This window comes from Pseudomonas sp. 43NM1 (assembly GCF_002836905.1).
GTDB classification, from domain to species: domain Bacteria; phylum Pseudomonadota; class Gammaproteobacteria; order Pseudomonadales; family Pseudomonadaceae; genus Aquipseudomonas; species Aquipseudomonas prosekii.
Genome location: NZ_MKGS01000091.1, coordinates 27,595 through 50,195 on the forward strand (window position 1 = coordinate 27,595; position 22,601 = coordinate 50,195).

At 59.8% G+C, this 22,601-nt stretch carries 24 protein-coding genes and 1 pseudogene; 21 read left to right on the top strand and 4 right to left on the bottom strand.

Annotation, left to right across the window (positions count from 1 at the left end; all coding sequences use genetic code 11):
* The first annotated feature begins 3 nt into the window (after nt 1–3).
* The 20 genes and pseudogenes from BI292_RS09290 (at nt 4) to BI292_RS09390 (ending at nt 19,045) form a co-directional block, all read left to right on the top strand.
* Nucleotides 4–258 (top strand): acyl carrier protein, encoded by a 255-nt coding sequence (locus BI292_RS09290; protein ID WP_092274393.1) that lies wholly within the window; start codon nt 4–6, stop codon nt 256–258.
* Nucleotides 255–800 carry a hypothetical protein gene (locus BI292_RS09295; RefSeq protein ID WP_092274396.1) on the top strand — a complete coding sequence of 182 codons (546 nt, stop codon included), beginning with the start codon at nt 255–257 and terminating at the stop codon, nt 798–800. Before BI292_RS09290 ends, BI292_RS09295 begins: the two co-directional genes overlap by 4 nt.
* Nucleotides 797–2,476 carry an acyl-CoA synthetase family protein gene (locus BI292_RS09300; protein WP_101207700.1) on the top strand — a complete coding sequence of 560 codons (1,680 nt, stop codon included), beginning with the start codon at nt 797–799 and terminating at the stop codon, nt 2,474–2,476. The genes BI292_RS09295 and BI292_RS09300 overlap by 4 nt, the downstream gene beginning before the upstream one ends.
* Nucleotides 2,477–2,637: 161 nt before the next feature.
* Nucleotides 2,638–3,372: a glycosyltransferase family 2 protein gene (locus tag BI292_RS09305; protein WP_101207727.1), complete on the top strand. Its 735-nt coding sequence runs from the start codon at nt 2,638–2,640 to the stop codon at nt 3,370–3,372.
* Nucleotides 3,369–4,316: a glycosyl transferase gene (locus BI292_RS09310; protein WP_092274402.1), complete on the top strand. Its 948-nt coding sequence runs from the start codon at nt 3,369–3,371 to the stop codon at nt 4,314–4,316. The genes BI292_RS09305 and BI292_RS09310 overlap by 4 nt, the downstream gene beginning before the upstream one ends.
* The gene (gene hutH / locus BI292_RS09315) at nt 4,297–5,841 is read left to right on the top strand and encodes a histidine ammonia-lyase (protein WP_101207701.1); all 1,545 of its coding nucleotides are present in this window, start codon (nt 4,297–4,299) and stop codon (nt 5,839–5,841) included. The genes BI292_RS09310 and hutH overlap by 20 nt, the downstream gene beginning before the upstream one ends.
* Nucleotides 5,834–6,259 (top strand): thioesterase family protein, encoded by a 426-nt coding sequence (locus BI292_RS09320; protein WP_101207702.1) that lies wholly within the window; start codon nt 5,834–5,836, stop codon nt 6,257–6,259. The genes hutH and BI292_RS09320 overlap by 8 nt, the downstream gene beginning before the upstream one ends.
* Nucleotides 6,260–6,429: 170 nt before the next feature.
* Nucleotides 6,430–6,996, top strand: a complete 567-nt coding sequence (locus BI292_RS09325; RefSeq protein ID WP_101207728.1) for an outer membrane lipoprotein carrier protein LolA — start codon at nt 6,430–6,432, stop codon at nt 6,994–6,996.
* Nucleotides 6,980–9,334 carry an MMPL family transporter gene (locus BI292_RS09330; protein ID WP_101207703.1) on the top strand — a complete coding sequence of 785 codons (2,355 nt, stop codon included), beginning with the start codon at nt 6,980–6,982 and terminating at the stop codon, nt 9,332–9,334. The genes BI292_RS09325 and BI292_RS09330 overlap by 17 nt, the downstream gene beginning before the upstream one ends.
* Entirely contained in the window at nt 9,334–10,491 is a 1,158-nt protein-coding gene (locus BI292_RS09335) for a sodium:proton antiporter (RefSeq protein ID WP_101207729.1), read from the top strand. Before BI292_RS09330 ends, BI292_RS09335 begins: the two co-directional genes overlap by 1 nt.
* Nucleotides 10,478–11,724: pseudogene (locus tag BI292_RS09340) on the top strand (NAD(P)/FAD-dependent oxidoreductase). The gene BI292_RS09335 and the pseudogene BI292_RS09340 overlap by 14 nt, the downstream one beginning before the upstream one ends.
* Nucleotides 11,721–12,446: a class I SAM-dependent methyltransferase gene (locus tag BI292_RS09345; protein ID WP_101207704.1), complete on the top strand. Its 726-nt coding sequence runs from the start codon at nt 11,721–11,723 to the stop codon at nt 12,444–12,446. Before BI292_RS09340 ends, BI292_RS09345 begins: the two are co-directional and overlap by 4 nt.
* Nucleotides 12,446–13,063: a hypothetical protein gene (locus BI292_RS09355; RefSeq protein WP_178076557.1), complete on the top strand. Its 618-nt coding sequence runs from the start codon at nt 12,446–12,448 to the stop codon at nt 13,061–13,063. Before BI292_RS09345 ends, BI292_RS09355 begins: the two co-directional genes overlap by 1 nt.
* Nucleotides 13,060–14,256, top strand: a complete 1,197-nt coding sequence (locus BI292_RS09360; protein WP_101207706.1) for a beta-ketoacyl-[acyl-carrier-protein] synthase family protein — start codon at nt 13,060–13,062, stop codon at nt 14,254–14,256. The genes BI292_RS09355 and BI292_RS09360 overlap by 4 nt, the downstream gene beginning before the upstream one ends.
* Nucleotides 14,253–14,711, top strand: coding sequence for a hotdog family protein (locus tag BI292_RS09365; RefSeq protein ID WP_092274426.1), 459 nt, complete (start codon nt 14,253–14,255; stop codon nt 14,709–14,711). Before BI292_RS09360 ends, BI292_RS09365 begins: the two co-directional genes overlap by 4 nt.
* The gene (fabG, locus tag BI292_RS09370; protein ID WP_092274429.1) at nt 14,711–15,439 is read left to right on the top strand and encodes a 3-oxoacyl-ACP reductase FabG; all 729 of its coding nucleotides are present in this window, start codon (nt 14,711–14,713) and stop codon (nt 15,437–15,439) included. The genes BI292_RS09365 and fabG overlap by 1 nt, the downstream gene beginning before the upstream one ends.
* Nucleotides 15,439–16,665 carry a beta-ketoacyl-ACP synthase gene (locus tag BI292_RS09375; protein ID WP_101207707.1) on the top strand — a complete coding sequence of 409 codons (1,227 nt, stop codon included), beginning with the start codon at nt 15,439–15,441 and terminating at the stop codon, nt 16,663–16,665. The genes fabG and BI292_RS09375 overlap by 1 nt, the downstream gene beginning before the upstream one ends.
* 28 nt (nt 16,666–16,693) lie before the next feature.
* Nucleotides 16,694–17,140 carry an excinuclease gene (locus BI292_RS09380; RefSeq protein ID WP_092274435.1) on the top strand — a complete coding sequence of 149 codons (447 nt, stop codon included), beginning with the start codon at nt 16,694–16,696 and terminating at the stop codon, nt 17,138–17,140.
* A gap of 311 nt (nt 17,141–17,451) precedes the next feature.
* Nucleotides 17,452–18,783 carry an S-type pyocin domain-containing protein gene (locus BI292_RS09385; protein WP_101207708.1) on the top strand — a complete coding sequence of 444 codons (1,332 nt, stop codon included), beginning with the start codon at nt 17,452–17,454 and terminating at the stop codon, nt 18,781–18,783.
* Nucleotides 18,784–18,790: 7 nt separating this feature from the next.
* Nucleotides 18,791–19,045, top strand: coding sequence for a bacteriocin immunity protein (locus BI292_RS09390; protein ID WP_101207709.1), 255 nt, complete (start codon nt 18,791–18,793; stop codon nt 19,043–19,045).
* 174 nt (nt 19,046–19,219) lie between these two features.
* Here the strand turns inward: BI292_RS09390 and BI292_RS09395 are convergent, their stop codons facing one another.
* Both BI292_RS09395 and BI292_RS09400 read right to left on the bottom strand, forming a co-directional pair.
* A complete protein-coding gene (locus BI292_RS09395; RefSeq protein ID WP_101207710.1) occupies nt 19,220–20,110 on the bottom strand; it encodes a queuosine precursor transporter in 891 nt (296 codons plus the stop codon).
* Nucleotides 20,103–20,699, bottom strand: a complete 597-nt coding sequence (locus tag BI292_RS09400; protein WP_101207711.1) for a helix-turn-helix transcriptional regulator — start codon at nt 20,697–20,699, stop codon at nt 20,103–20,105. Before BI292_RS09400 ends, BI292_RS09395 begins: the two co-directional genes overlap by 8 nt.
* 610 nt (nt 20,700–21,309) lie before the next feature.
* On the opposite strand from BI292_RS09400, the gene BI292_RS09405 reads away from it, so the two are divergent.
* Nucleotides 21,310–21,564, top strand: coding sequence for a hypothetical protein (locus BI292_RS09405; RefSeq protein WP_092274443.1), 255 nt, complete (start codon nt 21,310–21,312; stop codon nt 21,562–21,564).
* Nucleotides 21,565–22,011: 447 nt separating this feature from the next.
* Here the strand turns inward: BI292_RS09405 and BI292_RS09410 are convergent, their stop codons facing one another.
* Both BI292_RS09410 and BI292_RS09415 read right to left on the bottom strand, forming a co-directional pair.
* Complete coding sequence (locus tag BI292_RS09410) at nt 22,012–22,299, bottom strand: addiction module antidote protein (RefSeq protein ID WP_007943750.1); 288 nt, start codon at nt 22,297–22,299, stop codon at nt 22,012–22,014.
* Nucleotides 22,296–22,601, bottom strand: coding sequence for a type II toxin-antitoxin system RelE/ParE family toxin (locus tag BI292_RS09415; RefSeq protein ID WP_101207712.1), 306 nt, complete (start codon nt 22,599–22,601; stop codon nt 22,296–22,298). Before BI292_RS09415 ends, BI292_RS09410 begins: the two co-directional genes overlap by 4 nt.

The following is a 22,601-nucleotide window of genomic DNA, read 5'->3' on the forward strand; positions in this document are numbered from 1 at the left end:
ACCATGCAAACTCGTGATGACATTTTCAACACCCTGCGCGATGCCTTGGTCGAACTCTTCGAGCTGGAGCCCGAGCGCGTCAGCCTCGACGCCAACCTGTATCAGGACCTGGAAATCGACAGCATTGACGCGGTCGACCTGATCGACCACATCAAGCGCCAGACCGGCAAAAAGATCGCTGCCGAAGAATTCAAATCGGTGCGTACCGTCCGCGATGTGGTCGAGGCGGTTTACCGTCTGGTTCAACCCGCCGCATGAGCCGAGTGATCGGCCTCGGTCTGCTGCTGGCGGGCCTGCTGTACCCCTTTGCGGTGTATTTCGGCATGGAGCACTTTGCCCCGTGGCAATTTGGCCTGCTGCTCGGCAGCCTGTGGCTGGCGCGCGCGCTGACCGGCGTGCGCCGGCCCGGCAGCCTGTGGATGGCCATCGTCGCCATCGGGTTTTGCCTGCTGCTGGCGCTGTTCGACAGCCCGGCGCTGCTGCGCTGGTACCCGGTGCTGATCAACGCGTTCATGCTCGCGCTGTTCGGGCTGAGCCTGAAATATGGCCCACCCATGGCCGAACGCCTGGCGCGCTTGCGCGAACCGAAATTGCCCGCAAAGGCGATTGTTTACACACGCAAGGTCACGCTGGCCTGGAGTGTGTTTTTCCTCTGCAACGGATTGTGCGCCGCCGCGTTGACCCTCTGGGCGCCGCTGAGTTGGTGGATGTTGTACACCGGCCTGATCTCCTATGGATTGATCGGCCTGATGTTTGCCATTGAATGGCTGATACGACAACGGGTACGAGGCCACCCATGAATTGGATAAAACTTGAGCAATTGCTGCTCAAGGCTCAGCCGGAACGCGCCATGACGGCCGCCCCGGCGCTGAATCACGCGCAGTTTTGCGCGCAAGCCCTGAGCTTCGCCGCCGGCCTGCAAGCCGACGGTGTCAAACGCATTGCCGTGCACCTCGAAGACGCCGCCAACCTGGCGATTGCGCTGCTCGGCGCCTGGCGTGCCGGGGTCAGCGTGTTGCTGCCGGCCGACCTGCAAGCGCAGACGCGCCAGCGCTGGTCGAGCGACGTCGATCTGTGGCTGACCGATCAGCCCGACGACGCGCATCTGGCCGACTATCAGCACGCGCCGCTGGCCGCCGCTGCGCTGGATCTGGATCGCTGTGAGTTGAGCCTGTGCACCTCCGGCTCCAGCGGCGAACCCAAGCGTATCGACAAAACCCTGCGCCAACTGGCCAATGAGGTCGAAGCGCTGGAACAGCTGTGGGGCGCCGATCTGGGCCAGTCCTGCATCATCGGCAGCGTCGGCACTCAGCATATTTACGGTTTGCTGTTTCGCGTGCTCTGGCCGTTGTGCGCCGGGCGTACGTTTGTGCGCAAGCAATTGGCCTTCCCGGAAGACTTGCAGCGCGCCAGCCGCGAATACCCGGCGTTTGCCTGGGTCGGCAGCCCGGCGCTGCTCAAACGCATGGGCGATAACCTCGACTGGCCGGCCCTGAGCGCGGTGCGCCGAGTGTTTTCCTCCGGTGGCGCGCTGCCTGCCGACGCCGCGCAAAGCCTGTTCGAACGCTTGCAGCAATGGCCGACGGAAATCCTCGGCAGCTCGGAAACCGGCGGCATTGCCTGGCGCCAGGGCCAAGACCTGTGGCAGCCATTCGCCGACGTGGTGCTGAGTCAGGACAGCGACGGCGCTTTGCTGATCGCCTCGCCGTATTTGCCTGCCAGCCACATCGAGCACACCGCCGACGCCGCGCGAATGGCCGCCGACGGCCGTTTCGAATTGCTTGGCCGGCTCGACCGGATCGTCAAACTGGAAGAAAAACGTATCTCCCTGCCGATGCTCGAACAAGCGTTGATGGCCCACGATTGGGTCGCCGACGCGCGGCTTGGCGTGGTCCAGGAAAACCGTGCTTCGCTGGGCGCGCTGCTGGTGCTCAGCCAACAAGGGCTGCATGCGTTGCGCAATCAGGGCCGTCGCACGTTGACCCTGGAACTGCGCCAGCACCTGAGCCAGCATTGCGAAGCGCTGGCATTGCCACGGCGCTGGCGCATCCTCCGTCAATTGCCGCTGAACGCCCAAGGCAAGCTGCCGCAGGCCGGCGTCGAAGCGCTGCTGCTGGCGCCGCGAGCGAAGACCCCGGAAGTGCTGGAACAAGTGGAAACCGACGGTGAATGGAGCCTGCAACTGGCCGTGCCGCCGGACCTCGCCTATTTCAGCGGTCACTTCCCGCAAACCCCGGTTTTGCCCGGCGTGGTGCAAGTGGATTGGGCGCTGAGCCTCGGCCAGCAATTGATGAACCTGCCGAGCCGCTTCGCCGGCATGGAAGTGCTGAAATTCCAGCAACTGGTGCGCCCGGGCGACGAAATCCAATTGCACCTGCGTTTCGACGCGGTGCGCAGCAAATTGTATTTCGCCTTCCGCAACGACACCGCCACCTGCTCCAGCGGACGGATTGTGCTGGAGGCGTCCTGTGGATAAGTTGAATTCCTGTGTAGCAGCTGCCGCAGGCTGCGTCCGAGTGCGAAGCGCTCGCAATCAGGCCGCCATGGTGATGAAGCATCTCGTTGATCTGGTTTGCGACCGCTTCGCGGCCGGACGCAGGCTTCGCCAGCTGCTACAAGGGTGCGGCGGGTATCAAAATGCATAACCCCTGCGCAATCATCCCGGTCTACAACCACGAAACCGCGATCACCACGGTCGTCGATGCCCTGATCGCTCAGGGTTTGCCGTGCATTCTGGTCGATGACGCCAGCACCCCGACCTGCGCGAAAGTGCTCGACCAACTGGCGCAGCGCGATGACGTTTTCCTGGTCCGTCTGACTGTCAATCAAGGCAAGGGCGGCGCGGTCATGACGGGTCTGCGCGAAGCCTCGCGGCTGGGCTTCAGCCACGCCTTGCAAGTGGACGCCGACGGCCAGCATGACCTCGCCGACGTCGCGACTTTCATCGAGCAATCGCGGGCCAATCCGGCAGCGTTGATCTGCGGTTATCCGCTGTACGACGCCAGCGTGCCCAAGGGCCGTTTGTATGCGCGGTACCTGACCCACGTGATGGTCTGGATCAACACCTTGTCGCTGCAGATCCGCGATTCGATGTGCGGTTTTCGCGTCTATCCATTGCCGCCAACCCTGGCGTTGATCAGCTCGGCGAAAATCGGCAAACGCATGGATTTCGACTCGGACATTCTGGTGCGCCTGTCGTGGCGCAATCAGCCGATGTTGTGGCTGCAAACCAAGGTCCATTACCCGCTGGACGGCGTCTCGCATTTTCGCCTGTTCCACGACAACGTCCTGATCTCGAGCATGCACACCCGGCTGTTCTTCGGCATGTTGCTGCGCGCGCCGCTGATCCTCTGGCAACGGTGGCGCACATGACCGCCAATACCGATAAAAAGCACTGGGCCGACCGCCAGGAGCGCGGCAGTTTCTGGCTGATGAAATTCACCGCCGTTTGCGCCAAAGTCCTTGGCCGACGGCTGTTGAGCCCGCTGCTGTACGGCATCGTGCTGTACTTTTTCCTGTTCGGCCGCAGCGCGCGTAAAAGCGCCTGGCAGTACCAGCAGCGCCTCGCCGACTGGAGCGCTCGCGCGCAATTGCGCCCGACGCACTGGCGCGTGTTCGGCCAGTTCATGGCGTTCGCCGATTCGATGCTCGACAAGCTCGACGTGTGGAACGGCAAGCTCAGCATCAACCAAATCGAAATCGTCGACCCGGCGTTGCTGCGCACGCAACTGCGCGGCACCCGTGGCCAACTGCTGGTCGGCGCGCACCTGGGCAACCTTGAAGTCTGCCGCGCACTGGCGGAAATCGGCGAGCAGGTGACGATGAATGTGCTGGTGCATACCAAGCACGCCGAGCAGTTCAATCGCCTGCTCGGCGAGGCTGGCGCAAGCAATTTGCGCCTGATTCAGGTCAGCGAGCTCGACCCGGTGATCATGCTGCAATTGCACGAACGCCTGGAGCGCGGCGAGTGGCTGGCGATTGCCGGCGACCGCGTGCCGCTGCACGGTGGGCGCAGCGTCAACGTCGACTTTCTCGGCTACCCGGCAGCGTTCCCGCAAGGCCCGTGGCTGCTGGCCGGGCTGCTCAAATGCCCGGTCAATCTGCTGCTGTGCCTGAAGAAGCCCGACGGTGAATATCGCCTGACCCTCGAACCCTTCGCCGACGCCATCGTGTGGAAACGCAGCGACCGCGAGCAGGTCATTCATCAGTGGGCGACCCGCTACGCCGAACGCCTGGGCCACTATTGCCTTGAAGCGCCTCAACAATGGTTCAACTTTTACCCTTTCTGGAAAACCGATGACGACGCCAACGCTTGAGCCGGTAACCTTCGGCGAACTCCCTTTGCGCATCGAAGACGTGCTGGCCGTGGCCAACCGCCACGCGCCGACGCAGTTGCAGGGCGACCCTGAATACCGCGAACGCATTGCCAAAGGCGCGCGTTTTCTCGACTCGCTGCTGGACAAGGAAGGCGTGATCTACGGCGTGACCACCGGTTACGGCGATTCCTGCGTGGTCGCGGTGCCGCTGCATCACGTCGAAGCGCTGCCGCGTCATCTCTACACTTTCCACGGTTGCGGCTTGGGCAAATTGCTCGACGCCCAGGCGACCCGCGCGGTGCTCGCGGCGCGTTTGCAGTCGCTGTGCCACGGCGTTTCCGGGGTTCGCGTGGAACTGCTGGAACGCCTGCAAGCTTTCCTCGAACACGACATCCTGCCGCTGATTCCGGAAGAAGGTTCGGTCGGCGCCAGCGGCGATCTGACCCCGCTGTCGTACGTCGCCGCGACCCTGTCCGGTGAGCGCGAAGTGCTGTTTGGTGGCGAACGTCGGCAAGCTGCCGATGTGCATCGCGAACTCGGCTGGACGCCGCTGGTGCTGCGCCCCAAAGAGGCCCTGGCGCTGATGAACGGCACGGCGGTGATGACCGGGATTGCCTGCCTCGCCTTCGCCCGTGCCGATTATCTGCTGCAACTGGCCACGCGCATCACCGCGCTGAACGTGGTCGCGCTGCAAGGTAATCCGGAGCATTTCGACGAGCGCCTGTTCGCCGCGAAACCGCATCCGGGGCAGATGCAAGTCGCCGCGTGGTTGCGCAAGGATCTGGCGATCGACGCGCCCACCGCGCCGCTGCATCGTCTGCAGGATCGCTATTCCCTGCGTTGCGCGCCGCACGTACTTGGCGTGTTGGCCGACAGCCTGAACTGGCTGCGTTCGTTCATCGAAATTGAGCTCAACAGCGCCAACGACAACCCGATCATCGACGCCGAAGCCGAGCGCGTGCTGCACGGCGGGCACTTCTACGGTGGCCACATTGCGTTCGCCATGGACAGCCTGAAAAACCTCGTCGCCAACGTCGCCGATCTGCTGGATCGACAACTCGCGCTGCTGGTCGACGAGCGTTACAACCACGGTTTGCCGAGCAACCTGTCCGGCGCCAGCGCCGAACGGGCAATGCTCAATCACGGCTTCAAAGCGGTGCAGATCGGCACCAGCGCCTGGACCGCCGAAGCGCTGAAAAACACCATGCCGGCCAGCGTGTTCTCGCGCTCCACCGAATGCCATAACCAGGACAAAGTGAGCATGGGCACCATCGCCGCGCGCGATGCCGTGCGGGTGCTGGAGCTGACCGAACAGGTCGCCGCCGCCACCCTGCTCGCGGCCAACCAAGGTGTGTGGCTGCGCAGCCGGGCGCAAGATGCGCGACCGCTGCCGCCCGCGCTGGCAGCGATGCATGAGGAGCTGGCGAAAGACTTTGCGCCGGTCATCGAAGACCGTGCGCTGGAAGGCGAATTGCGCCTGTGCCTGCAACGTATCGCCGAGCAACACTGGAGGCTGCATGCGTAGCAAAGGAGTGCTTCACGCCGATACGGAAATCCTCGTGCCGTTCTTTGATGTCGACACCATGCACGTGGTCTGGCACGGCCATTACGTGAAATACCTGGAAATCGCCCGGTGCGCGTTGCTCGACAAAATCGGCCACAACTACACAGCGATGGTCGAGTCCGGGTTTGCCTGGCCGGTGATCGACCTGCAACTGCGTTATGTGCGCGGCGCGGTGTTCGGCCAGACGCTGAACGTGCGCGCCAGCCTCGTCGAATGGGAGAACCGGTTGAAGATCAATTACCTGATCAGCGACCTGCAAACCGGCGAACGCCTGACCCGCGCCAGCACCGTGCAAGTCGCGGTCGAGATGAACAGCCGCGAAATGCAACTGGCCTCGCCCAAGGTCTTCACCGAAGCCGTCGAAAGGATGCTGCCATGAAGTTCACCCAACTCCTCTGTAGCAGCTGCCGAGCCCGCGAGGCTGCGTTCGACGGCGAAGCCGTCGCAAAACCTGCACATGCGGTACATCAGAAGAAACCCAAGGCGACTGCTGCGCAGCCGAACGCAGGCTTCGCCAGCTGCTACAGGTTCGTAGTGACGCTGGTATTGATGCTCGGTTTTACTTCGTGGGCACAGGCTTTCGATTTGCAGCAGTTGAGCGATCAACTGGCGAAACCCGAGGTCATCCACGGTAATTTCATCCAGGAAAAACACCTGCGCGCCCTGCCCCAGCCGCTGGTCAGCAAAGGCACCTTTGTCCTCGCGAAGAACCACGGTTTGCTGTGGTTGCTGAAAACCCCGCTGCAACAGGATTACCGCATCAGTGCCAAAGGTATCGCCCGGCGCGATGCCAACGGCTGGCAATTACTGCCCGGCAAGAGCGCCGGCGCCGAGCAGAACCGCTTGTTCCTCGCCGTCCTGCAAGGCGACAGCAGCGGTTTGCAACGGGATTTCGAACTGGCGCTGAGCGGCGATGCGCAGAAATGGCAACTGGTGCTGACCCCGCGCTCGATGCTGCTCAAGCAAGTGTTCAACCAGATCAACATTGATGGCGGCGAACTGGTCAACACCATCCAACTGCTCGAAACCCAGGGCGACAGCACGCTGCTGCGCATGCAGGACAGCACCAGCGCCCAACCGTTGAGCGATGCGGAGCAACATGACTTTGCCGAGTGAACGGATGCTCCCACGGCTGTTCCTGATCCTGCTGCTGGCGGTGCTCGCGCTCGCCGGTTGGCAGTGGCGTGACGGCGCGCCGCTGTCGGCCAACCTGATGGAACTGGTGCCAGGCACGACGCCGGACGCGCTGGAACTGCGCGCCGAACAACGCATGCAAGAACCGCTGAACCGCGAAATGCTGGTACTGGTCGGCCACGCCGATCGCCAGCAAGCGGTGGCCATGGCGCAAAAAATCGGCGAGCAATGGCAGGCCAGCGGTGTGTTCGAAAAGGTCCAGTGGACCTTGCAAGCCGACTTGCCGGCCCTGCGCACGCAACTGCTGCAAGGACGCCTGGCGATGCTCGGTGACGAAGATCGGCGCCAACTGATCGAGCATCCACAAGCGTTTATCCAGCAACGCGTCCAGGCCTTGTTTGACCCGTTTACCGGGTTCACGCTGGTGCCGAGCCAGGACGATTGGCTGGGCCTGACCGGGCGCATCCAGAACAGCCAGCCGCAGCACGGCGCGGTGCAACTGGACATCGGCAGCGGCGCGTTGATTGCCGATGCCGACGGCAAGAGTTGGGTGTTGCTGCGCGCGCGCACCACCGGCAACGCCTTCGACATGAACCTGCCGCTGCAAGTCGCCGACCTGCTCGAACACAGCCGCGAACAAGCCGCGCAGAGCGACGTGCAATTGCTCGCCGCCAGCGGGTTGCTCTACGCCGCCAACGGTCAACGGCAAGCCACGCGCGAAATGACCTGGGTTGGCGGCGGCGCCACGGTGGGCATTCTGCTGTTGCTGTTACTGGCGTTTCGGCGCTGGCGCGTGTTGCTCGCGTTTGTCCCGGTGCTGGTCGGCATGCTGTTCGGCGGTGTCGCGTGCGTGGCGCTGTTCGGGCATATGCACGTGATGACGCTGGTGCTCGGCTCAAGCCTGATCGGCGTCGCCGTCGATTACCCGCTGCATTACCTGTCCAAGAGCTGGAGCCTGAAACCCTGGAACAGTTGGCCGGCGTTACGCCTGACGTTGCCGGGGCTGACGCTGAGCCTGATCACCAGTTGCATCGGCTACCTCGCATTGGCCTGGACGCCGTTCCCGGCACTGACGCAAATCGCCGTGTTCTCCGCCGCCGGCCTGCTCGGCGCCTACCTGTCGGCGGTGTGCCTGTTGCCGGCGCTGCTCAAGGGCGCCGATCTGCGCCCGGCGCAATGGCCGCTGCGCGTCGCCGAATGCCTGGTGAGCCTGCGCGAAGCATTGCTCAAACAGGTCAAAACGCCGGTGTTGCTGGCGCTGTTACTCGCGTTTTGTGTCGGCGGAATCTTGCAGCTCGACAGCAAAAACGACATTCGCCAATGGGTCGGCATGCCGCAGCACCTGACCGATGAAGCGCAGGCCATTGCACGCATCACCGGCTACCAGCCCACCAGCCAGTTTTTCCTGATTCGCGCGGCCAATCAGCAAGAGCTGCTCGAGCGGCAAAACGCGCTCAGCGAGCGGCTGCAGCAACTGGTCAACCTCGATAAATTGCAGGGCTTTTTGTCGCTCAATCAACTGGTCAGCCAGCCGAGCGAACAACAGCAAGTGCGCGAGGCGCTGAACCAACTGCCGCAATTCTGGCAACCCTTGCTCGACCTCGGCGTGCCGGCCGAAGCGCTGCAAGCCGAGCTGGCGATATTGCAGGCGTTGCCCACCGAAGACATCGACGCGGCGCTGCTCGGCCCGCTGGCCGAACCTTATCGCACGTTATGGCTAGGGCCGACCGATGACGGCGGCGTGGCGGCGATGGTCAGCCTGCAAGGCTTGAATAACCCGTCGTTGCTGCGCGTGCAGGCGCTGGACTTGCCGGGGGTGCAACTGGTTGATCGTCTTGGCGAACTGAACACGGTGTTCGCCAAAACGCAGATCAGCGCCGCTGAATTGAAACTCGCATCGTGCGTGTTGATTGTGCTGGTGCTGATCCTGCCATTCGGTTTTGGCGGTGCGCTGCGCATCGTCGCGCTGCCGCTGCTCGCGGCGCTGTGCAGCCTCGCTAGCCTCGGTTGGCTGGGGCAACCGCTGACCCTGTTCAGCCTGTTCGGCTTGCTGCTGGTGACGGCGATCAGCGTCGATTACGCGATCCTCATGCGCGAGCAGATCGGCGGCGCCGCCGTCAGTCTGCTGGGCACCTTGCTTGCGGCAGTGACGACGTGGCTGTCGTTCGGTTTGCTCGCGGTGTCGAGTACGCCAGCGGTGAGCAACTTCGGTTTGTCGGTGAGCCTCGGTCTGGCATTCAGCTTCATTCTGGCGCCGTGGGCCGGACGCACCCTTCATCCGTCGTCACCGGCCGTCGCAGCCACGGAGCCGGTCGCATGATGATCGCGTTGTTTTGGGCGATGGCCCTGCTGCTGTTCGCCGTGGCGACCCGTGTCGGTCGGCACTTCGGGCTGATCCCGATTGTCAGCCAATTGCTCTTGGCGACCTTCGGTTTGCCGCTGCTGATGTACTTCTGGATCGAACCGGGCTGGCAACTCAGCGGCGCCGCGCTGATCTCGCCGGTGTGGCTGAAAAACCTCTACAGCCTGAGTTTTGCCTTGCTGCTGGGGCACATTCTCAGCGACGTGATCGACCTGCGACTGGACCGCCAGAGCCTGAAAATCGCTTTGCCGAGTTTCTGCCTGCCGTTCGCCTGCGGGCTCGCAACGGCCGTCTGGCTGTTGCCGGCGCAATCGTGGATCAGTTCGTTGGCGGTCGGTCTGGTGTTCGCCATTACGGCGGTGCCGGTGTTGTACCTGTACCTGCGCCACATCAATTACCCGCCCGCCGCGACCCGGCGTCTGGTGCAAACCGCGATCGTCATCGACCTCGCTTGTTGGACCTTGTTCGGTTTCGCCCAGGGCAGCCTGCACCTGAGCAGTCTGTTATTGCCGCTGGCCGGCGCGTGCCTGCCGTTGCTGTTGCGCCTGCTCGGTTTGCGCCAACCTTTACTGCACAGCGGTTGTTTCTTCGCGCTGCTGGTGGTGGCCGAGCACTTCAAGCTCAACGCGCTGATTTTCGGCATCGGTTATTTGCTGTGCATGGCCGCGCTGAAAGTGCCGCTGGTATTGCCGCTGCCGGCGCAGTGGATGAACCGTTTGCAGACGTGGATCGCCATCCCGCTGATCCTCACGTTCGGCATTGTCCAGATCGACGTGCACAGCGCCATGGCCAGCCTCGGCTGGTTGCAACTGGCGGCACTGCTGCTGTTGCCGATTCTCAGCAAAATACTCGGCAACTGGCTGGGCCTGGGTTGGGCCGGCGTGTCGTTTCAAGGCGCCAGCCGCTGGCGCGAAACCTTGCTGCTGAATATTCGCGGTTTGAGCGAGATCGTTTTCCTCAACCTGCTGCTGCAACAACAACTCATCAGCCCGGCGCTGTACTTCGCGCTGATGCTGATGGGCCTGATCGCAACACTGCTGCCGGCACTGGCCGGCATGCACCGCATCCCGCTGAACATCGCCGCCCCGGCAAGGAGTCCTCGTGCCAACAGTTGAAATGGAACATCGTCAGGTGGTGATCATCGGTGCCGGCCCTTCGGGGGCCATCGCCGCCGCGCTGCTCAAGCGCAACGGTCACGATGTTCTGGTGATCGAACGTCAGCATTTCCCAAGGTTTTCCATCGGCGAAAGCCTGTTGTCGCATTGCCTGGATTTCGTCGAAGAAGCCGGCATGCTCGACGCGGTGAACGCCGCCGGTTTTCAGATCAAGACCGGCGCCGCATTCGCCTGGGGCGAGCAGTACAGCGCCTTCGATTTCGGCGATACGTTCAGCAACGGCAAGCCGACCACGTTCCAGGTGCAACGTGCCGATTTCGACAAGTTGCTGGCCGATCAAGCGGCGTTGCAAGGCGTCGAGTTGCGCTACGGCGAGGCCATCGTCAGCGCCGATTTCAGCCTGGCGAAACCGCAACTCAATGTGCTGCGCGAGGACGGCAGCGAATACCGTGTCGAGGCCGATTTCGTGCTCGACGCCAGCGGTTATGGCCGCGTCCTGCCGCGCCTGCTCGACCTCGAAGCGCCGTCGAATTTCCCGGTGCGCCAAGCGGTGTTCACCCACGTCGAAGATCACATCGACAACCCAAAATTCGACCGCAGCAAAATCCTCGTCACCACCCACCCGATCCACCGCGACATCTGGTTCTGGAGCATCCCGTTCAGCAACGGGCGCTGCTCGGTGGGCGTGGTCGCGGCGGCGGAACATTTCGCCGGCCGGTCCGACGATCTCGACGCCTGCCTGCGAGGCTTCATCGCCGAAACTCCAAGCCTCGCCGGCGTGTTGAACAACGCCGTGTGGACACCCCGGCGCGGACCATCGGCGGCTACTCGGCCAACGTCAAAACGCTGCACGGCCCGGGCTTCGCACTGCTCGGCAACGCGGCGGAATTCCTCGACCCGGTGTTTTCCTCCGGCGTGACCATCGCCATGCGCTCGGCGAGCATGGCCGCCGCCGTGTTGCACCGCCAGTTGCAGGGCGAAAGCGTCGATTGGCAAACCGAGTTCGCCGAACCGCTGAAACGCGGCGTCGACACCTTCCGCTGCTACGTCGAAGGCTGGTACGCCGGGACGTTCCAGGACGTGATTTTCCATGAAGCCAGCTCGCCGGATATCCGCCGCATGATCGCTTCGATCCTCGCCGGTTACGCCTGGGATGAGCGCAACCCGTTTGTCAGCGAAGCGAAACGCCGGTTGAAAGTGATCTCGGAAATCTGCGCAAGGGACGCGACATGAGTTACCTGAGCGACAACTACGTCGAAGAAACCCGATTCGGTTTCTGGTTCCTGCGCAGCCACACCTGGCAACACCACGTGCTGCGCGTGGCGATCAATGATTTGCGCGGGTTGTTCAGTGAGTCGCTGCCGGCCAATCCGGTTTTGCTCGACGCCGGTTGCGGCCAGGGCAAGTCGTTCCAATACCTGCGCCAGACCTTCGCGCCGCAGCGTTTGATTGGCGTCGATGCCGACCCGCACAGCCTGAAACTCAGCGGCGAAGAAGCAGCGCGTAAGGGCATGCAGGTCGAGTTGATCGGCAGCGATTGCGCGACGCTGAATGTCGCCGATGCCAGCGTCGATCTGCTGTTCTGCCACCAGACATTTCATCATCTGGTGGAGCAGGATCAGGCGCTGGCCGAGTTTTATCGGGTGCTCAAACCGGGCGGCTATTTGCTGTTTGCCGAATCGACCGAGGCTTACATTGATACGTGGGTGATCCGCTGGTTGTTCCGCCACCCGATGCATGTGCAGAAAAGCGCTGCGGGGTATCTGCAGATGATTCGTCAGCAGGGTTTTGAATTCGCACCGCAGAACGTTTCCTACCCGTATTTGTGGTGGAGCCGGGCGAAGGATTTCGGTTTGCTTGAACGCTTTGGTTTGCGCAAGCCCAAGCCCTTTGGCCAACGGGAAGAAACCCTGGTCAATGTGGTGGCGCGCAAGCCGCTGCAAGGGGCTGTTTGATGTTTGGCGCAATTCAAACCAGTCGCAGAACTTGTGGGAGCGAGCTTGCTCGCGATAGCGGTGGACCTGCCTGCTTAAATGTCGGCTGTGCTGACGCTATCGCGAGCAAGCTCGCTCCCACAGGGTTTGCGGCGTTGTTGCGACTTGTGTTGGTGGCTTGTGCGTTGCTTCTCAGCGCCTGCGCCAGCCGTGCGCCGCTGCCCGAGCAGCTGCCGAACCTCGCGCTGCCGATGCAATTGCACATCCAGCGCCTCGTCGCCGATCAGCGTCAGGATTGGGTGTTGGTGATTCAGCAGGAAGGCCCGGCGCTGCGCTGGTCGATGATGGACTTGCTCGGCATTCCCCAGGCGCGGCAAAAGCTGCAGGACGGCGAATGGCACGCCGACGGTCTGCTGCCGCCCAATCCCGAGGCCCGCGAGTTGTTCGCCGCGTTGTTGTTTGCGCTGACGCCCAACGCCGAGTTGCAAGCTAACTACCCCAACGCGCAGCAGCACGGCGCGCAACGGGTATTGCCCGAGCATTGGGACGTGCGTTATTACGCGCCGAACAGCTTTGAACTAAGCCTGCCAAAAGGGCCGAAATACCAAGTCACACCGCTCAACGGTGACGCGCCATGACCGCCTACCTCAACGCCCTCGGGGTGATTTGCGCCCTCGGTCGCGACAAGCAGCAAGTCGCGCGCAATCTGTTTGCCGGCGATTGCTCGGGCATGCGCAGCGAGGCCGGTTGGGTCGCGGAACGCTCGTTACCAGTGGCGGCGGTTCACGGTGAATTGGCGGCGATACCGCCAGAGATGGCCGATCAGCGCAGTCGCAACAATCAATTGCTGCTGGAAGCCGCGCTGCAGATTCGTGCGGACATTGATCGCGCGATCCAGACCTTCGGCCACGGGCGCATCGGCGTAGTGCTCGGCACCAGCACCTCGGGCATCGACGAAGCCAGTCGCGGCTTGGCGCATTACATTCGCGAGCAGCAATTTCCTGCCGACTACGACTATCAGCAACAGGAACTCGGCGCCCCGGCCAACTTCCTCGCCGACTGGCTGCAATTGAGCGGCCCGGCCTACGTGATTTCCACTGCCTGCACGTCGAGCGCGCGCGCGTTGATGAGCGCGCAGCGTCTGCTCGACCTCGGCTTGTGCGATGCCGTGCTGTGCGGCGGCGTCGACAGTTTGTGCAAACTGACGCTCAACGGTTTCTCGGCGCTGGAAGCGGTGTCCGAACAACGCTGCAATCCGTTTTCGGCCAATCGCAACGGCATCAATATCGGCGAAGCAGCGGTGCTGTTCTTGATGAGCAAACAGCCGGGCGCCGGCCAATCGATTGCCTTGCTCGGCAGCGGTGCCAGTTCCGACGCGCATCACATTTCCGCGCCGGAACCGAGCGGTCGCGGCGCCCTGCAAGCGATGCGCAAAGCCTTGGGCCGCGCGCAGCTGCAACCGGCGCAAATCGCTTACCTGAACCTGCACGGCACCGCCACGCAACATAACGACGCGATGGAAAGCCTGGCCGTGTCGGCATTGTTCCCGGACGGCGTGCCCTGCTCGTCGACCAAACCGATGACCGGTCACACCCTCGGCGCCGCCGGTGCGCTGGAGGCAGCGTTCTGCTGGCTGAGCCTCAGCGCCGACAATCCCCAGCACGCCTTGCCGCCGCACGTCTGGGACGGCCAACCCGACCCCGACCTGCCGCCGCTGAATTGGGTGACCCCGGCCACGCGCCTGGCGTCCACTGCACCTCGCTACCTGATGAGCAATTCGTTTGCCTTCGGGGGCAATAACGTCAGCCTGATTATCGGAGACGCCCCATGATTGACTGGCCGCTCGCCGAATTGCTGCCTCACGCTGGCGACATGATCCTCATCGAGCAGATCCTGTCGTTCGATGACGAGCAGATTCACACGCGCCTCACCGTCAAACCCGGCGGCTTGTTCAACCGCGCCGATGGCAGTTTGCCGGCCTGGGTCGGCATCGAGCTGATGGCGCAGAGCGTCGCCGCCTACGCCGGTTGCCACGCGCGCGCTCGCGGGGATGCGGTGGAGCTGGGTTTCCTGCTCGGCACGCGCAAATTCGAATGCAACGTCGAACATTTTCCCGCGGGCACCGAGCTGAGCATCCACGGCGTGCGTTCGCTGGAAGATGACAGCGGCATGGGCGTGTTCGAATGCCACATCAACGCGCCCGGCATCCACGCCACCGCGCGGCTGAACGTGTACCGTCCGCCGCAAGCGGCGCACTATCTTCAAGAATCCCAAGGAGTCGAGTGATGACTGAATCCGTACTGGTCACCGGTTCCAGCCGTGGTATCGGCCGCGCCATCGCGCTGCGCCTGGCCCAGGCCGGCCACGACATCGTGCTGCATTGCCGCAGCGGCCGGGCCGAGGCTGAGGCCGTTCAAGCCGAAATCCAGGCATTGGGCCGCACTGCCCGCGTGTTGCAATTCGACGTTTGCGACCGCGCCAGTTGCAAAGCCATTCTCGAAGCCGACGTCGAAGCCCACGGCGCCTATTACGGCGTGGTGCTCAACGCCGGGCTGACCCGTGACGGTGCTTTTCCGGCACTGAGCGAGGATGATTGGGACGTGGTGATGCGCACCAACCTCGACGGTTTCTACAACGTGTTGCACCCGGTGATGATGCCGATGATTCGTCGTCGCGCAGCCGGGCGTATCGTCTGCATCACCTCGGTGTCGGGTTTGATCGGCAACCGTGGCCAGGTCAACTACAGCGCTTCCAAAGCGGGTTTGATCGGCGCCGCGAAAGCGTTGGCGATTGAACTGGGCAAGCGCAAAATCACCGTCAACTGTGTCGCACCCGGCCTGATCGACACCGCGATGCTCGACGAAAACGTGCCGGTGGAAGAACTGATGAAAATGATCCCCGCACAACGCATGGGCACACCTGAAGAGGTGGCCGGCGCGGTGAATTTCCTGATGTCGGCGGAAGCCTCGTACATCACCCGGCAGGTTCTGGCCGTCAACGGAGGCCTGTGCTGATGAAGCGCGTCGTCGTCACCGGCATGGCCGGCATCACCTCACTGGGCAGCGATTGGGCGACCATCGCCGCTAACTTCGCAGCCAACCGCAGCGGCATCCGCAGGATGGACGAGTGGGACCGCTTCACCGAACTCAACACGCGCCTCGCCGGGCCGATCGATGACTTCAAGGTTCCCAGCCACTGGACACGCAAACAATTGCGCAGCATGGGCCGCGTCTCGCGCCTCGCTGTCGGTGCCGCCGAGCAAGCGCTGGCCGATGCCGGGCTGCTGGGCGACGAATCGATCAAGGACGGGCGGATGGGTGTCGCGTGCGGCTCGTCCACCGGCAGCACCGACGAGATCAAGGCGTTCGGCAACATGCTGCTCAACTCGGTCGCCGAAGGCCTCAACGCCAACTCCTACGTGCGGATGATGCCGCACACCACTGCGGCGAATATCAGCATTTTCTTCGGCCTCACCGGCCGGCTGATCCCGACTTCCAGCGCCTGCACCAGCGGCAGCCAAGGCATCGGCTACGCCTACGAATCGATCAAGTTCGGCCGCCTGCCGCTGATGCTCGCCGGTGGCGCCGAAGAACTGTGCCCGACCGAAGCCATGGTGTTCGACGCGCTCTACGCCACCAGCCTGAAAAACGACGCCCCGCAGACTTCTCCCCGCCCCTACGACAGTGGCCGCGATGGCCTGGTGATCGGTGAGGGCGGCGGCATGCTGGTGCTCGAAGAACTCGAACACGCCTTGGCCCGTGGCGCGCACATCCACGCCGAGCTCGTCGGTTTCGGCAGCAACGCCGACGGCCAGCACACCACGCGCCCGGAGCAAGTCACCATGCGCCGGGCCATGGAGCTGGCACTGGAAGACGCCGGGCTACAGCCCTCGGACATCGGCTACGTCAACGGCCACGGCACCGCGACCGAACAGGGCGACATCGCCGAAACACTGGCGACCAGCGCATTGTTCGGCGAGCACATGCCGATCAGTTCGCAGAAGAGCTTCCTCGGCCACACGCTCGGCGCGTGCGGCGCGCTGGAATCCTGGTTCAGCATCGAAATGATGAACCGCGACCTCTACGCCCACACGTTCAACCTCGACGAGGTCGACCCGCACTGCGGCAAACTCGATTACCTGCGCGGCGAATTCCGCCAGATGAGCAATCAGTACGTCATGAACAACAACTTTGCCTTCGGCGGCGTCAACACTTCGCTGATCTTCCGCCGCTGGTCGTAACTCACATTTCAGGGTCAAGGAGACCTTCATGCACTTCAAGAAAATCGCTGCCGCCGCCACTCTGCTGATCTGCGCCCTGCCCGCCGTCAGCCAGGCCCGTGACACCGCCGTGTACCTGCCTTTCGACAAAGCCGTCGCCGAAGCCACCCGCACCGGAAAAATCGACGGCAGCGTGAAGTTCTACCTCGCCGGCAACACGCCCGCCGGCAAAGCCACCGTCCTCAGCGCCGGTTCGGTGACCAACAAAAAAACCAACGCTTTCAACAAAACTGACGAAGTGGCCTGCGAATGGGTTGCCCAATCGGCAATCATCAGCCTGCACCAGGCAGCAAAAAGCGCTGGCGCAAACGCAGTGACCAACATCGTCAGCTTCTACAAAAGCAACGAACGCAAAGACGCCAAGAACTACGAATGCCACGCCGGAGCCATCATGGCGGGTGTTGCGCTGAAAGGTGACTTGGTTCAGCTCAAGTAACCCGAAGTAATCCCAAAACCCCGTGGCGAGCGAGTTTGCTCGCGCTGGGTTGCGCAGCAGCCCTAAAATCTTCGTAAGTGCGGAGATTTTGTGAGCGCTGCGCACTCAAGCGGTAGCAAGTTACCTCGCCACAACGAAAAGGGCGCCCTACGAGGCGTCTTTTTTTCACCCGGAAAACGCCCAGCAACTACTCCCCAGGCAACTCCGTGAAAAAGGAAATTTCAGCGCCGCATTTGGGAAACGTCCTAACGCCAACCCGTGAACCTCGGGAGTAATTTCGAGACTTCTCAGCTACACGTGGAAAGGCATCCATGGCGCGTAACAAGGATATTCCTCAGGTCTGGAAACAAGGAACTGGCGGCGGCAGCAGCGGAATAGGCATTCGCTACCTGCGCGATATGACCCCGACTGAACTGGCTGAGCGTAACGCCAGACAAAAATCCTACGAGAGCATGCTTGCTCGGCAGCAGGCGTATGAAGACCGCTACGTCGGACAGTCAAAAAAACATCAGCAAACATCCACAAATGGCTGCGTGTTCGCCAAAAGCTGCAACCTTCCCGACGGTGTTATCAACCACAACGACCCTGCCGGTTTTATCCCGGTTGAAAAACTCGCGAACTATGGGTCCTGGGCCGTACTGGGCACCGGCGCAGCAATTACGGCGCAAGGTCTACCACTTAAATGGATAGCCGGTTCGGCAACCAGCGCTGCCATCGCCCAACGCCTCGGCGGTTCTCTGTCCCTTCGTTTGGTCGAAGGCTCGACTGTCGTGGCAACAAGCGCCGCAGTCGGAACCGTGGCGCTACTGATGCCGAACACAAATCTTTCGCCCGACAGCGCTTTTTACAAAACCGAGCAATATGCCGAGTTGGAAGCGGGCCGAACGCGTGTCCGCGTCAACGCGAAAACCCTGCCTGATGGCACGATCAACGCTCATGGTTTTTACACCGGCGGAAAAAAAGAGTGGGAATTCGTCCCGATCATCAAAGCAATAAAAGAAGGAGAAACGTTTGTCGCAGACATCGGCAATGGTATTGGCCTGACATGGACGCCCGCGACGAATCCCGCCGGCACGCTAGGCATTCCAGCACTGGAAGGTGCCGCACCATTGCCAACTATTTGGGTGTATCCGCCCACTGAGCAAGCCAACAAAATACTGGTGAACCCGGAGCATCCACCCGACTATCAAGATGCGATTATCTGGTTTCCGGGAACGGCGCTTGAGCCTGTCTACATTATGCTCAGCACCCGCTACGAACCCGGCGTGGTCACGGGCTTCGGCCAGGATGTTTCCGGGGTTTGGCTTGCCGGGGCTAATGTTGGGGATGGGGTGCCAGTTCCAACATCGATAGCGAATTTACTCAGGGGGCGTGAGTTCAAAAACTTCAAAAAATTCAGAACCGCATTCTGGTTAGCCGTCGGAGACAACCCTGAACTTTTCAGTCAGTTCAATGAGGATGCTCAGCGCCGTTTGAAGTCAGGCAACGCGCCTGCGGCTCGGGATAGGGAAGCGGTGGGGAATCGAGGAGCCTTTGAGATACACCACGTCGTGAGAATTGCCGATGGCGGCGCGGTCTACGACATAGACAACCTACGCGTGAACACCCCCAAAAACCATATCGATCAACACAGATCAAAGTAGGTACAAAATGCAAACCATCGGCGAGTACACCGAAAAAGAGTTCATTCATTTCGTTCAGAAGATACGCGTGATCAATGAAAAGGGGAGCGACGAAGAACTGGGAGAAATACTCGCGAAATTCAGAAAGCTGACCGGCCATCCGAATGGCAGCGATCTAATTTTTTATCCTGAGCCAGGCTCAGATAACTCCGCTGAAGGCGTTACGCAGATTGTCAAAGCATGGCGTTCTGGTCAGGGGCTTCCGGGATTCAAGGACGAATAACCTGTCCAACCGCAGCAAGTGATGACACCGCCCCCCTGTGGCGAGCGAGCTTGCTCGCGCTGGGTTGCGCAGCAGCCCCAAAATCTTCGTAAGTGCGAAGATTTTGTGAGCGCTGCGCACTCAAGCGGTAGCAAGCTACCTCGCCACAACAGCGTTTTCAGCAATGCGACGCCGTTACGCGGCGGTTGTACTTTTTAGGTCTATATTCCCGATTACGTATTTTTTGAACAATGATCTTGCGCCGTATGCGGGCAGGATATTGAACACAGCAAAACACATCTTGACGGTGATTTGGACATAGATAATGTCGAGTATCGCGTCATTCGACATTGAACCGGAAAATGCAATAAAGCAGAAAATAAAGGTATCAATGATTACGGCGAAAAAAGTACTCAGGAAAACCCGTAAAAACAAGAACCTGGAATTCGTAAGCTCTTTTATCCTGCACAGCAAATATGAATTCAAATATTCAGACAACAGAAAAGAAATGGATGAGGCGATGAGTACCGATGAAACATGATTCATAACTTCGGTGTAAGGCGCATCTAACTTCCATTCTGGCACCCCAGGTAGGTAACTTGTACCACTTAACAAAATAATGATGAATGCATTGCTCGCGAACGCGAAAACTATGGCTCTTCGCGCAAGTTTAAATCCAAAAGACTCATTCAAAAGATCAACAATTAAAAATGTTAGCGGATACAGAAATAGGCCGGGCGTCACTATTACGTCAAACCGCTCCACATAAACAAGCTTTGTCGCGGCTATATTTGCAAAGATATAAAGAGCGAAAAGGAGCAAATTCAGAACCACGTAGGCCATCCAGGATCGTTCATTCCTGTCAGCCATTTCATAAGCAGTAAGCGCAGCGCCGCCCGAATAAAACTTTTTGTAAATGCTTTTAATCTCCATTCTACTCAAGTTGTCAAAGATTTCGCTTTTTAGCAGCTCACCCAGTTTTAATCTGACAACTTTCCCGGTAGAGATCACCATGATGACGGCAAGATTCTTCTTACTCTCGAATCCGAGAAGTTTATACCTACTGTTCTCAGCGCCATCATCCATTGTATCTTTCCTCCAAAATATCCCCAATGACGAAGAACTCGTCAGGATCAAAACAAGTCTGTGTACCTACAAACAGCCGCTTTGTTTTTTTGTCGTATATCAGCTTATCCCTGCTGCTGCACGTCAAACCTTTTTGTACGATTAGCAAGTCACCAGGGTCATTCAGACCTGGAATTCCGTTTTCAAGAAGAACGCCGATTACATTGCAGGCCGTACCGAAGTAATACGTAAGAGGGTGAGTCGTCACCAATTCGCCAATTCCCTTGTCTTTAATCTGGATTAACAAGCGCTCCTTGATCACAGGAACCGCCGAAGGGTTGACATTCCCAACGAAAGATATCTCGCACTCCACGGACTCCTTCTCTTCGAAGTCAACGGTTTCTATTTCGGTGTAAGACACGCCAAAAAAATCAGAAATCTTGCGAATCGTAGATTGTTGAACATTAACAACACGACCCTCCAGAATATTGTAAATCGTACTCCTTGTGAGCCCACTCGAACTGCATAGCGATATTTGCGTCTCCCCTCGACTTTTTATCAAATATTTAAGGTTGTTTTTTAAATTCTGTGCTTTGGCTTTCTTATACATCCAGGACCAACTACTCATCAACACGCTAAACAGCGGAGCACCTACCCAGCCTTGCTAAGCGGCGTACCAGTGACATTCAGACCACTACCCTTACAGAAGCCATACAAAACATAAAGTGTATAAATACAGGATTCATTAAATTATATTTCAACGCAGGTTATTTCAATACGAGCCCGTCGACATTTACCATATGATTTTAAGACATTTCCCACAAATTGGTCTTACAGCAATTTCCTACAGCAAGTATCCCGAAGCGGGACGAATCATTTAATTACACAGATGTTCAATTTTTTGATTAATAAAAATGATTTTTCTGATAATAAATACACACCACTTGGCTTCCATGCAGCTAACAACTTTATTGAAGTGTGGAGTAAGCGGTTCTCAAATCCTCAAGGGTATTCGAATATGAACAACATTCCCTCTATCCCTCGCAGATCTGCCTGCGAGCGGGATCGCTCCCCTCGTAATTTGCGACGACGCTTCATCAGTTGGTCACAACCCGGTCGAGAGTACGGTTCAGCGAAACTGTCTCAACTCCCGCAAAAAGCATCACTTGCACCTCAATGTTGAGCTGCCGCGATTTTTCCCAAAATGGAGAGTTTTCGTCATGGATAGATACATGCCTATCACCGGTATCGACTGCACCATCGCTTCGCTGGTAATAGATACAGAAGCACCACTGGACGTGTTGTACGAAACGGCGGCCTATCGCATACGCACGGCCACCCAGTTCCTGGAAAACCTCGCCTTCACCGATGGCGTTCACAGTGAGCTGGCGCGGTTATTGGTGACGTCTCTGCGCGATGGCTGCGATTTGCTGGATGTCATCGGGCGACGTTTGCAGGCGAATCTGGCTACCTGAGAGGGGCTACGCTAACAACCCGTCGGTATCACTTCAGTGCAACGTGCAACATCTGCACGCGCTGGATCAGGCTGAGGCAAGCAGCCTACTTGAACCATCATCGCCCTCACTTTCATCAGCGCCAGAAACTCTGACGACCCGAACCCGATCCTGTGGCGAGCGAGCTTGCTCGCGCTGGGCTGCGCAGCAGTCCCAAAAATCCGACATTCTCTGAAATCTCTTCGCGGGCAAGCCTCGCTCCTACAGAACAAAGTCAGCGTTTTCACACAAACCGCAGCGGCTTTTTTCGCCACAACGACAAAGGGCGCCTTTCGGCGCCCTCTCACAAACAGGTGGCTTGTCATCGCCATTTACCTGTCTGGCTCTGCGACAGCTGGTTACCCAGGATCCTCAGAGTCTCACAAGCCCCTTTCGGGAACATAGGCAACGATTCGCCCTTCGTCCAACTCAAGTGCTGGCGTGCAACTTCAGTCCCAACGCCTTGACCACTTTTAGAATGGTGCCGAATTCTGGATTCCCTTCGCCTGATAAGGCGCGGTAGAGACTTTCCCGGGAAAGCCCCGCGTCACGCGCCACCTGAGTCATGCCACGAGCGCGAGCGATAGTCCCGAGAGCCTTGGCGATGAAAGCAGGATCATCCCCGGCCTCCTCCATACAAGCGTCCAGATAGTTAGCCATGTCCTCTTCGGTCTTGAGGTACTCGGCAGAGTCCCAACGAGTGAATTGTTCGGTCATGGATTTTGCTCCTGCCAGGACTTCGCGATGAGCCTGGCTTGTTTGATGTCGCGAGTTTGGCTGCTTTTGTCACCGCCACAAAGGAGGATGACCAATTGACGGCCTTGTTGCATGAAATAGATCCTATAACCGGGTCCATGATCAATACGCGCCTCACTTAATCCTTCCCCGATGGCTTTGACATCACCAAAATTGCCATCGGCCATGCGGTCAATTCGCGCCTGGATACGCATCCTGGCGCGACTGTCGGCCAGCTTGAACAGCCAGCCAGAGAATGTTGAACTGCGAAGGATCTCCGTCAT

Coding starts and splice junctions, on each gene's coding strand:
- BI292_RS09335 (WP_101207729.1), top strand. CDS start 9,334: ATGATCGCGTTGTTTTGGGCGATGGCCCTGCTGCTGTTCGCCGTGGCG.
- BI292_RS09400 (WP_101207711.1), bottom strand. CDS start 20,699: ATGTATAAGAAAGCCAAAGCACAGAATTTAAAAAACAACCTTAAATAT.
- BI292_RS09395 (WP_101207710.1), bottom strand. CDS start 20,110: ATGGATGATGGCGCTGAGAACAGTAGGTATAAACTTCTCGGATTCGAG.
- BI292_RS09310 (WP_092274402.1), top strand. CDS start 3,369: ATGACCGCCAATACCGATAAAAAGCACTGGGCCGACCGCCAGGAGCGC.
- BI292_RS09325 (WP_101207728.1), top strand. CDS start 6,430: ATGCTCGGTTTTACTTCGTGGGCACAGGCTTTCGATTTGCAGCAGTTG.
- BI292_RS09410 (WP_007943750.1), bottom strand. CDS start 22,299: ATGACCGAACAATTCACTCGTTGGGACTCTGCCGAGTACCTCAAGACC.
- BI292_RS09305 (WP_101207727.1), top strand. CDS start 2,638: ATGCATAACCCCTGCGCAATCATCCCGGTCTACAACCACGAAACCGCG.
- BI292_RS09290 (WP_092274393.1), top strand. CDS start 4: ATGCAAACTCGTGATGACATTTTCAACACCCTGCGCGATGCCTTGGTC.
- BI292_RS09385 (WP_101207708.1), top strand. CDS start 17,452: ATGGCGCGTAACAAGGATATTCCTCAGGTCTGGAAACAAGGAACTGGC.
- fabG (WP_092274429.1), top strand. CDS start 14,711: ATGACTGAATCCGTACTGGTCACCGGTTCCAGCCGTGGTATCGGCCGC.
- BI292_RS09360 (WP_101207706.1), top strand. CDS start 13,060: ATGACCGCCTACCTCAACGCCCTCGGGGTGATTTGCGCCCTCGGTCGC.
- BI292_RS09320 (WP_101207702.1), top strand. CDS start 5,834: ATGCGTAGCAAAGGAGTGCTTCACGCCGATACGGAAATCCTCGTGCCG.
- hutH (WP_101207701.1), top strand. CDS start 4,297: ATGACGACGCCAACGCTTGAGCCGGTAACCTTCGGCGAACTCCCTTTG.
- BI292_RS09365 (WP_092274426.1), top strand. CDS start 14,253: ATGATTGACTGGCCGCTCGCCGAATTGCTGCCTCACGCTGGCGACATG.
- BI292_RS09300 (WP_101207700.1), top strand. CDS start 797: ATGAATTGGATAAAACTTGAGCAATTGCTGCTCAAGGCTCAGCCGGAA.
- BI292_RS09345 (WP_101207704.1), top strand. CDS start 11,721: ATGAGTTACCTGAGCGACAACTACGTCGAAGAAACCCGATTCGGTTTC.
- BI292_RS09295 (WP_092274396.1), top strand. CDS start 255: ATGAGCCGAGTGATCGGCCTCGGTCTGCTGCTGGCGGGCCTGCTGTAC.
- BI292_RS09330 (WP_101207703.1), top strand. CDS start 6,980: ATGACTTTGCCGAGTGAACGGATGCTCCCACGGCTGTTCCTGATCCTG.
- BI292_RS09375 (WP_101207707.1), top strand. CDS start 15,439: ATGAAGCGCGTCGTCGTCACCGGCATGGCCGGCATCACCTCACTGGGC.
- BI292_RS09380 (WP_092274435.1), top strand. CDS start 16,694: ATGCACTTCAAGAAAATCGCTGCCGCCGCCACTCTGCTGATCTGCGCC.
- BI292_RS09415 (WP_101207712.1), bottom strand. CDS start 22,601: ATGACGGAGATCCTTCGCAGTTCAACATTCTCTGGCTGGCTGTTCAAG.
- BI292_RS09405 (WP_092274443.1), top strand. CDS start 21,310: ATGGATAGATACATGCCTATCACCGGTATCGACTGCACCATCGCTTCG.
- BI292_RS09390 (WP_101207709.1), top strand. CDS start 18,791: ATGCAAACCATCGGCGAGTACACCGAAAAAGAGTTCATTCATTTCGTT.
- BI292_RS09355 (WP_178076557.1), top strand. CDS start 12,446: ATGTTTGGCGCAATTCAAACCAGTCGCAGAACTTGTGGGAGCGAGCTT.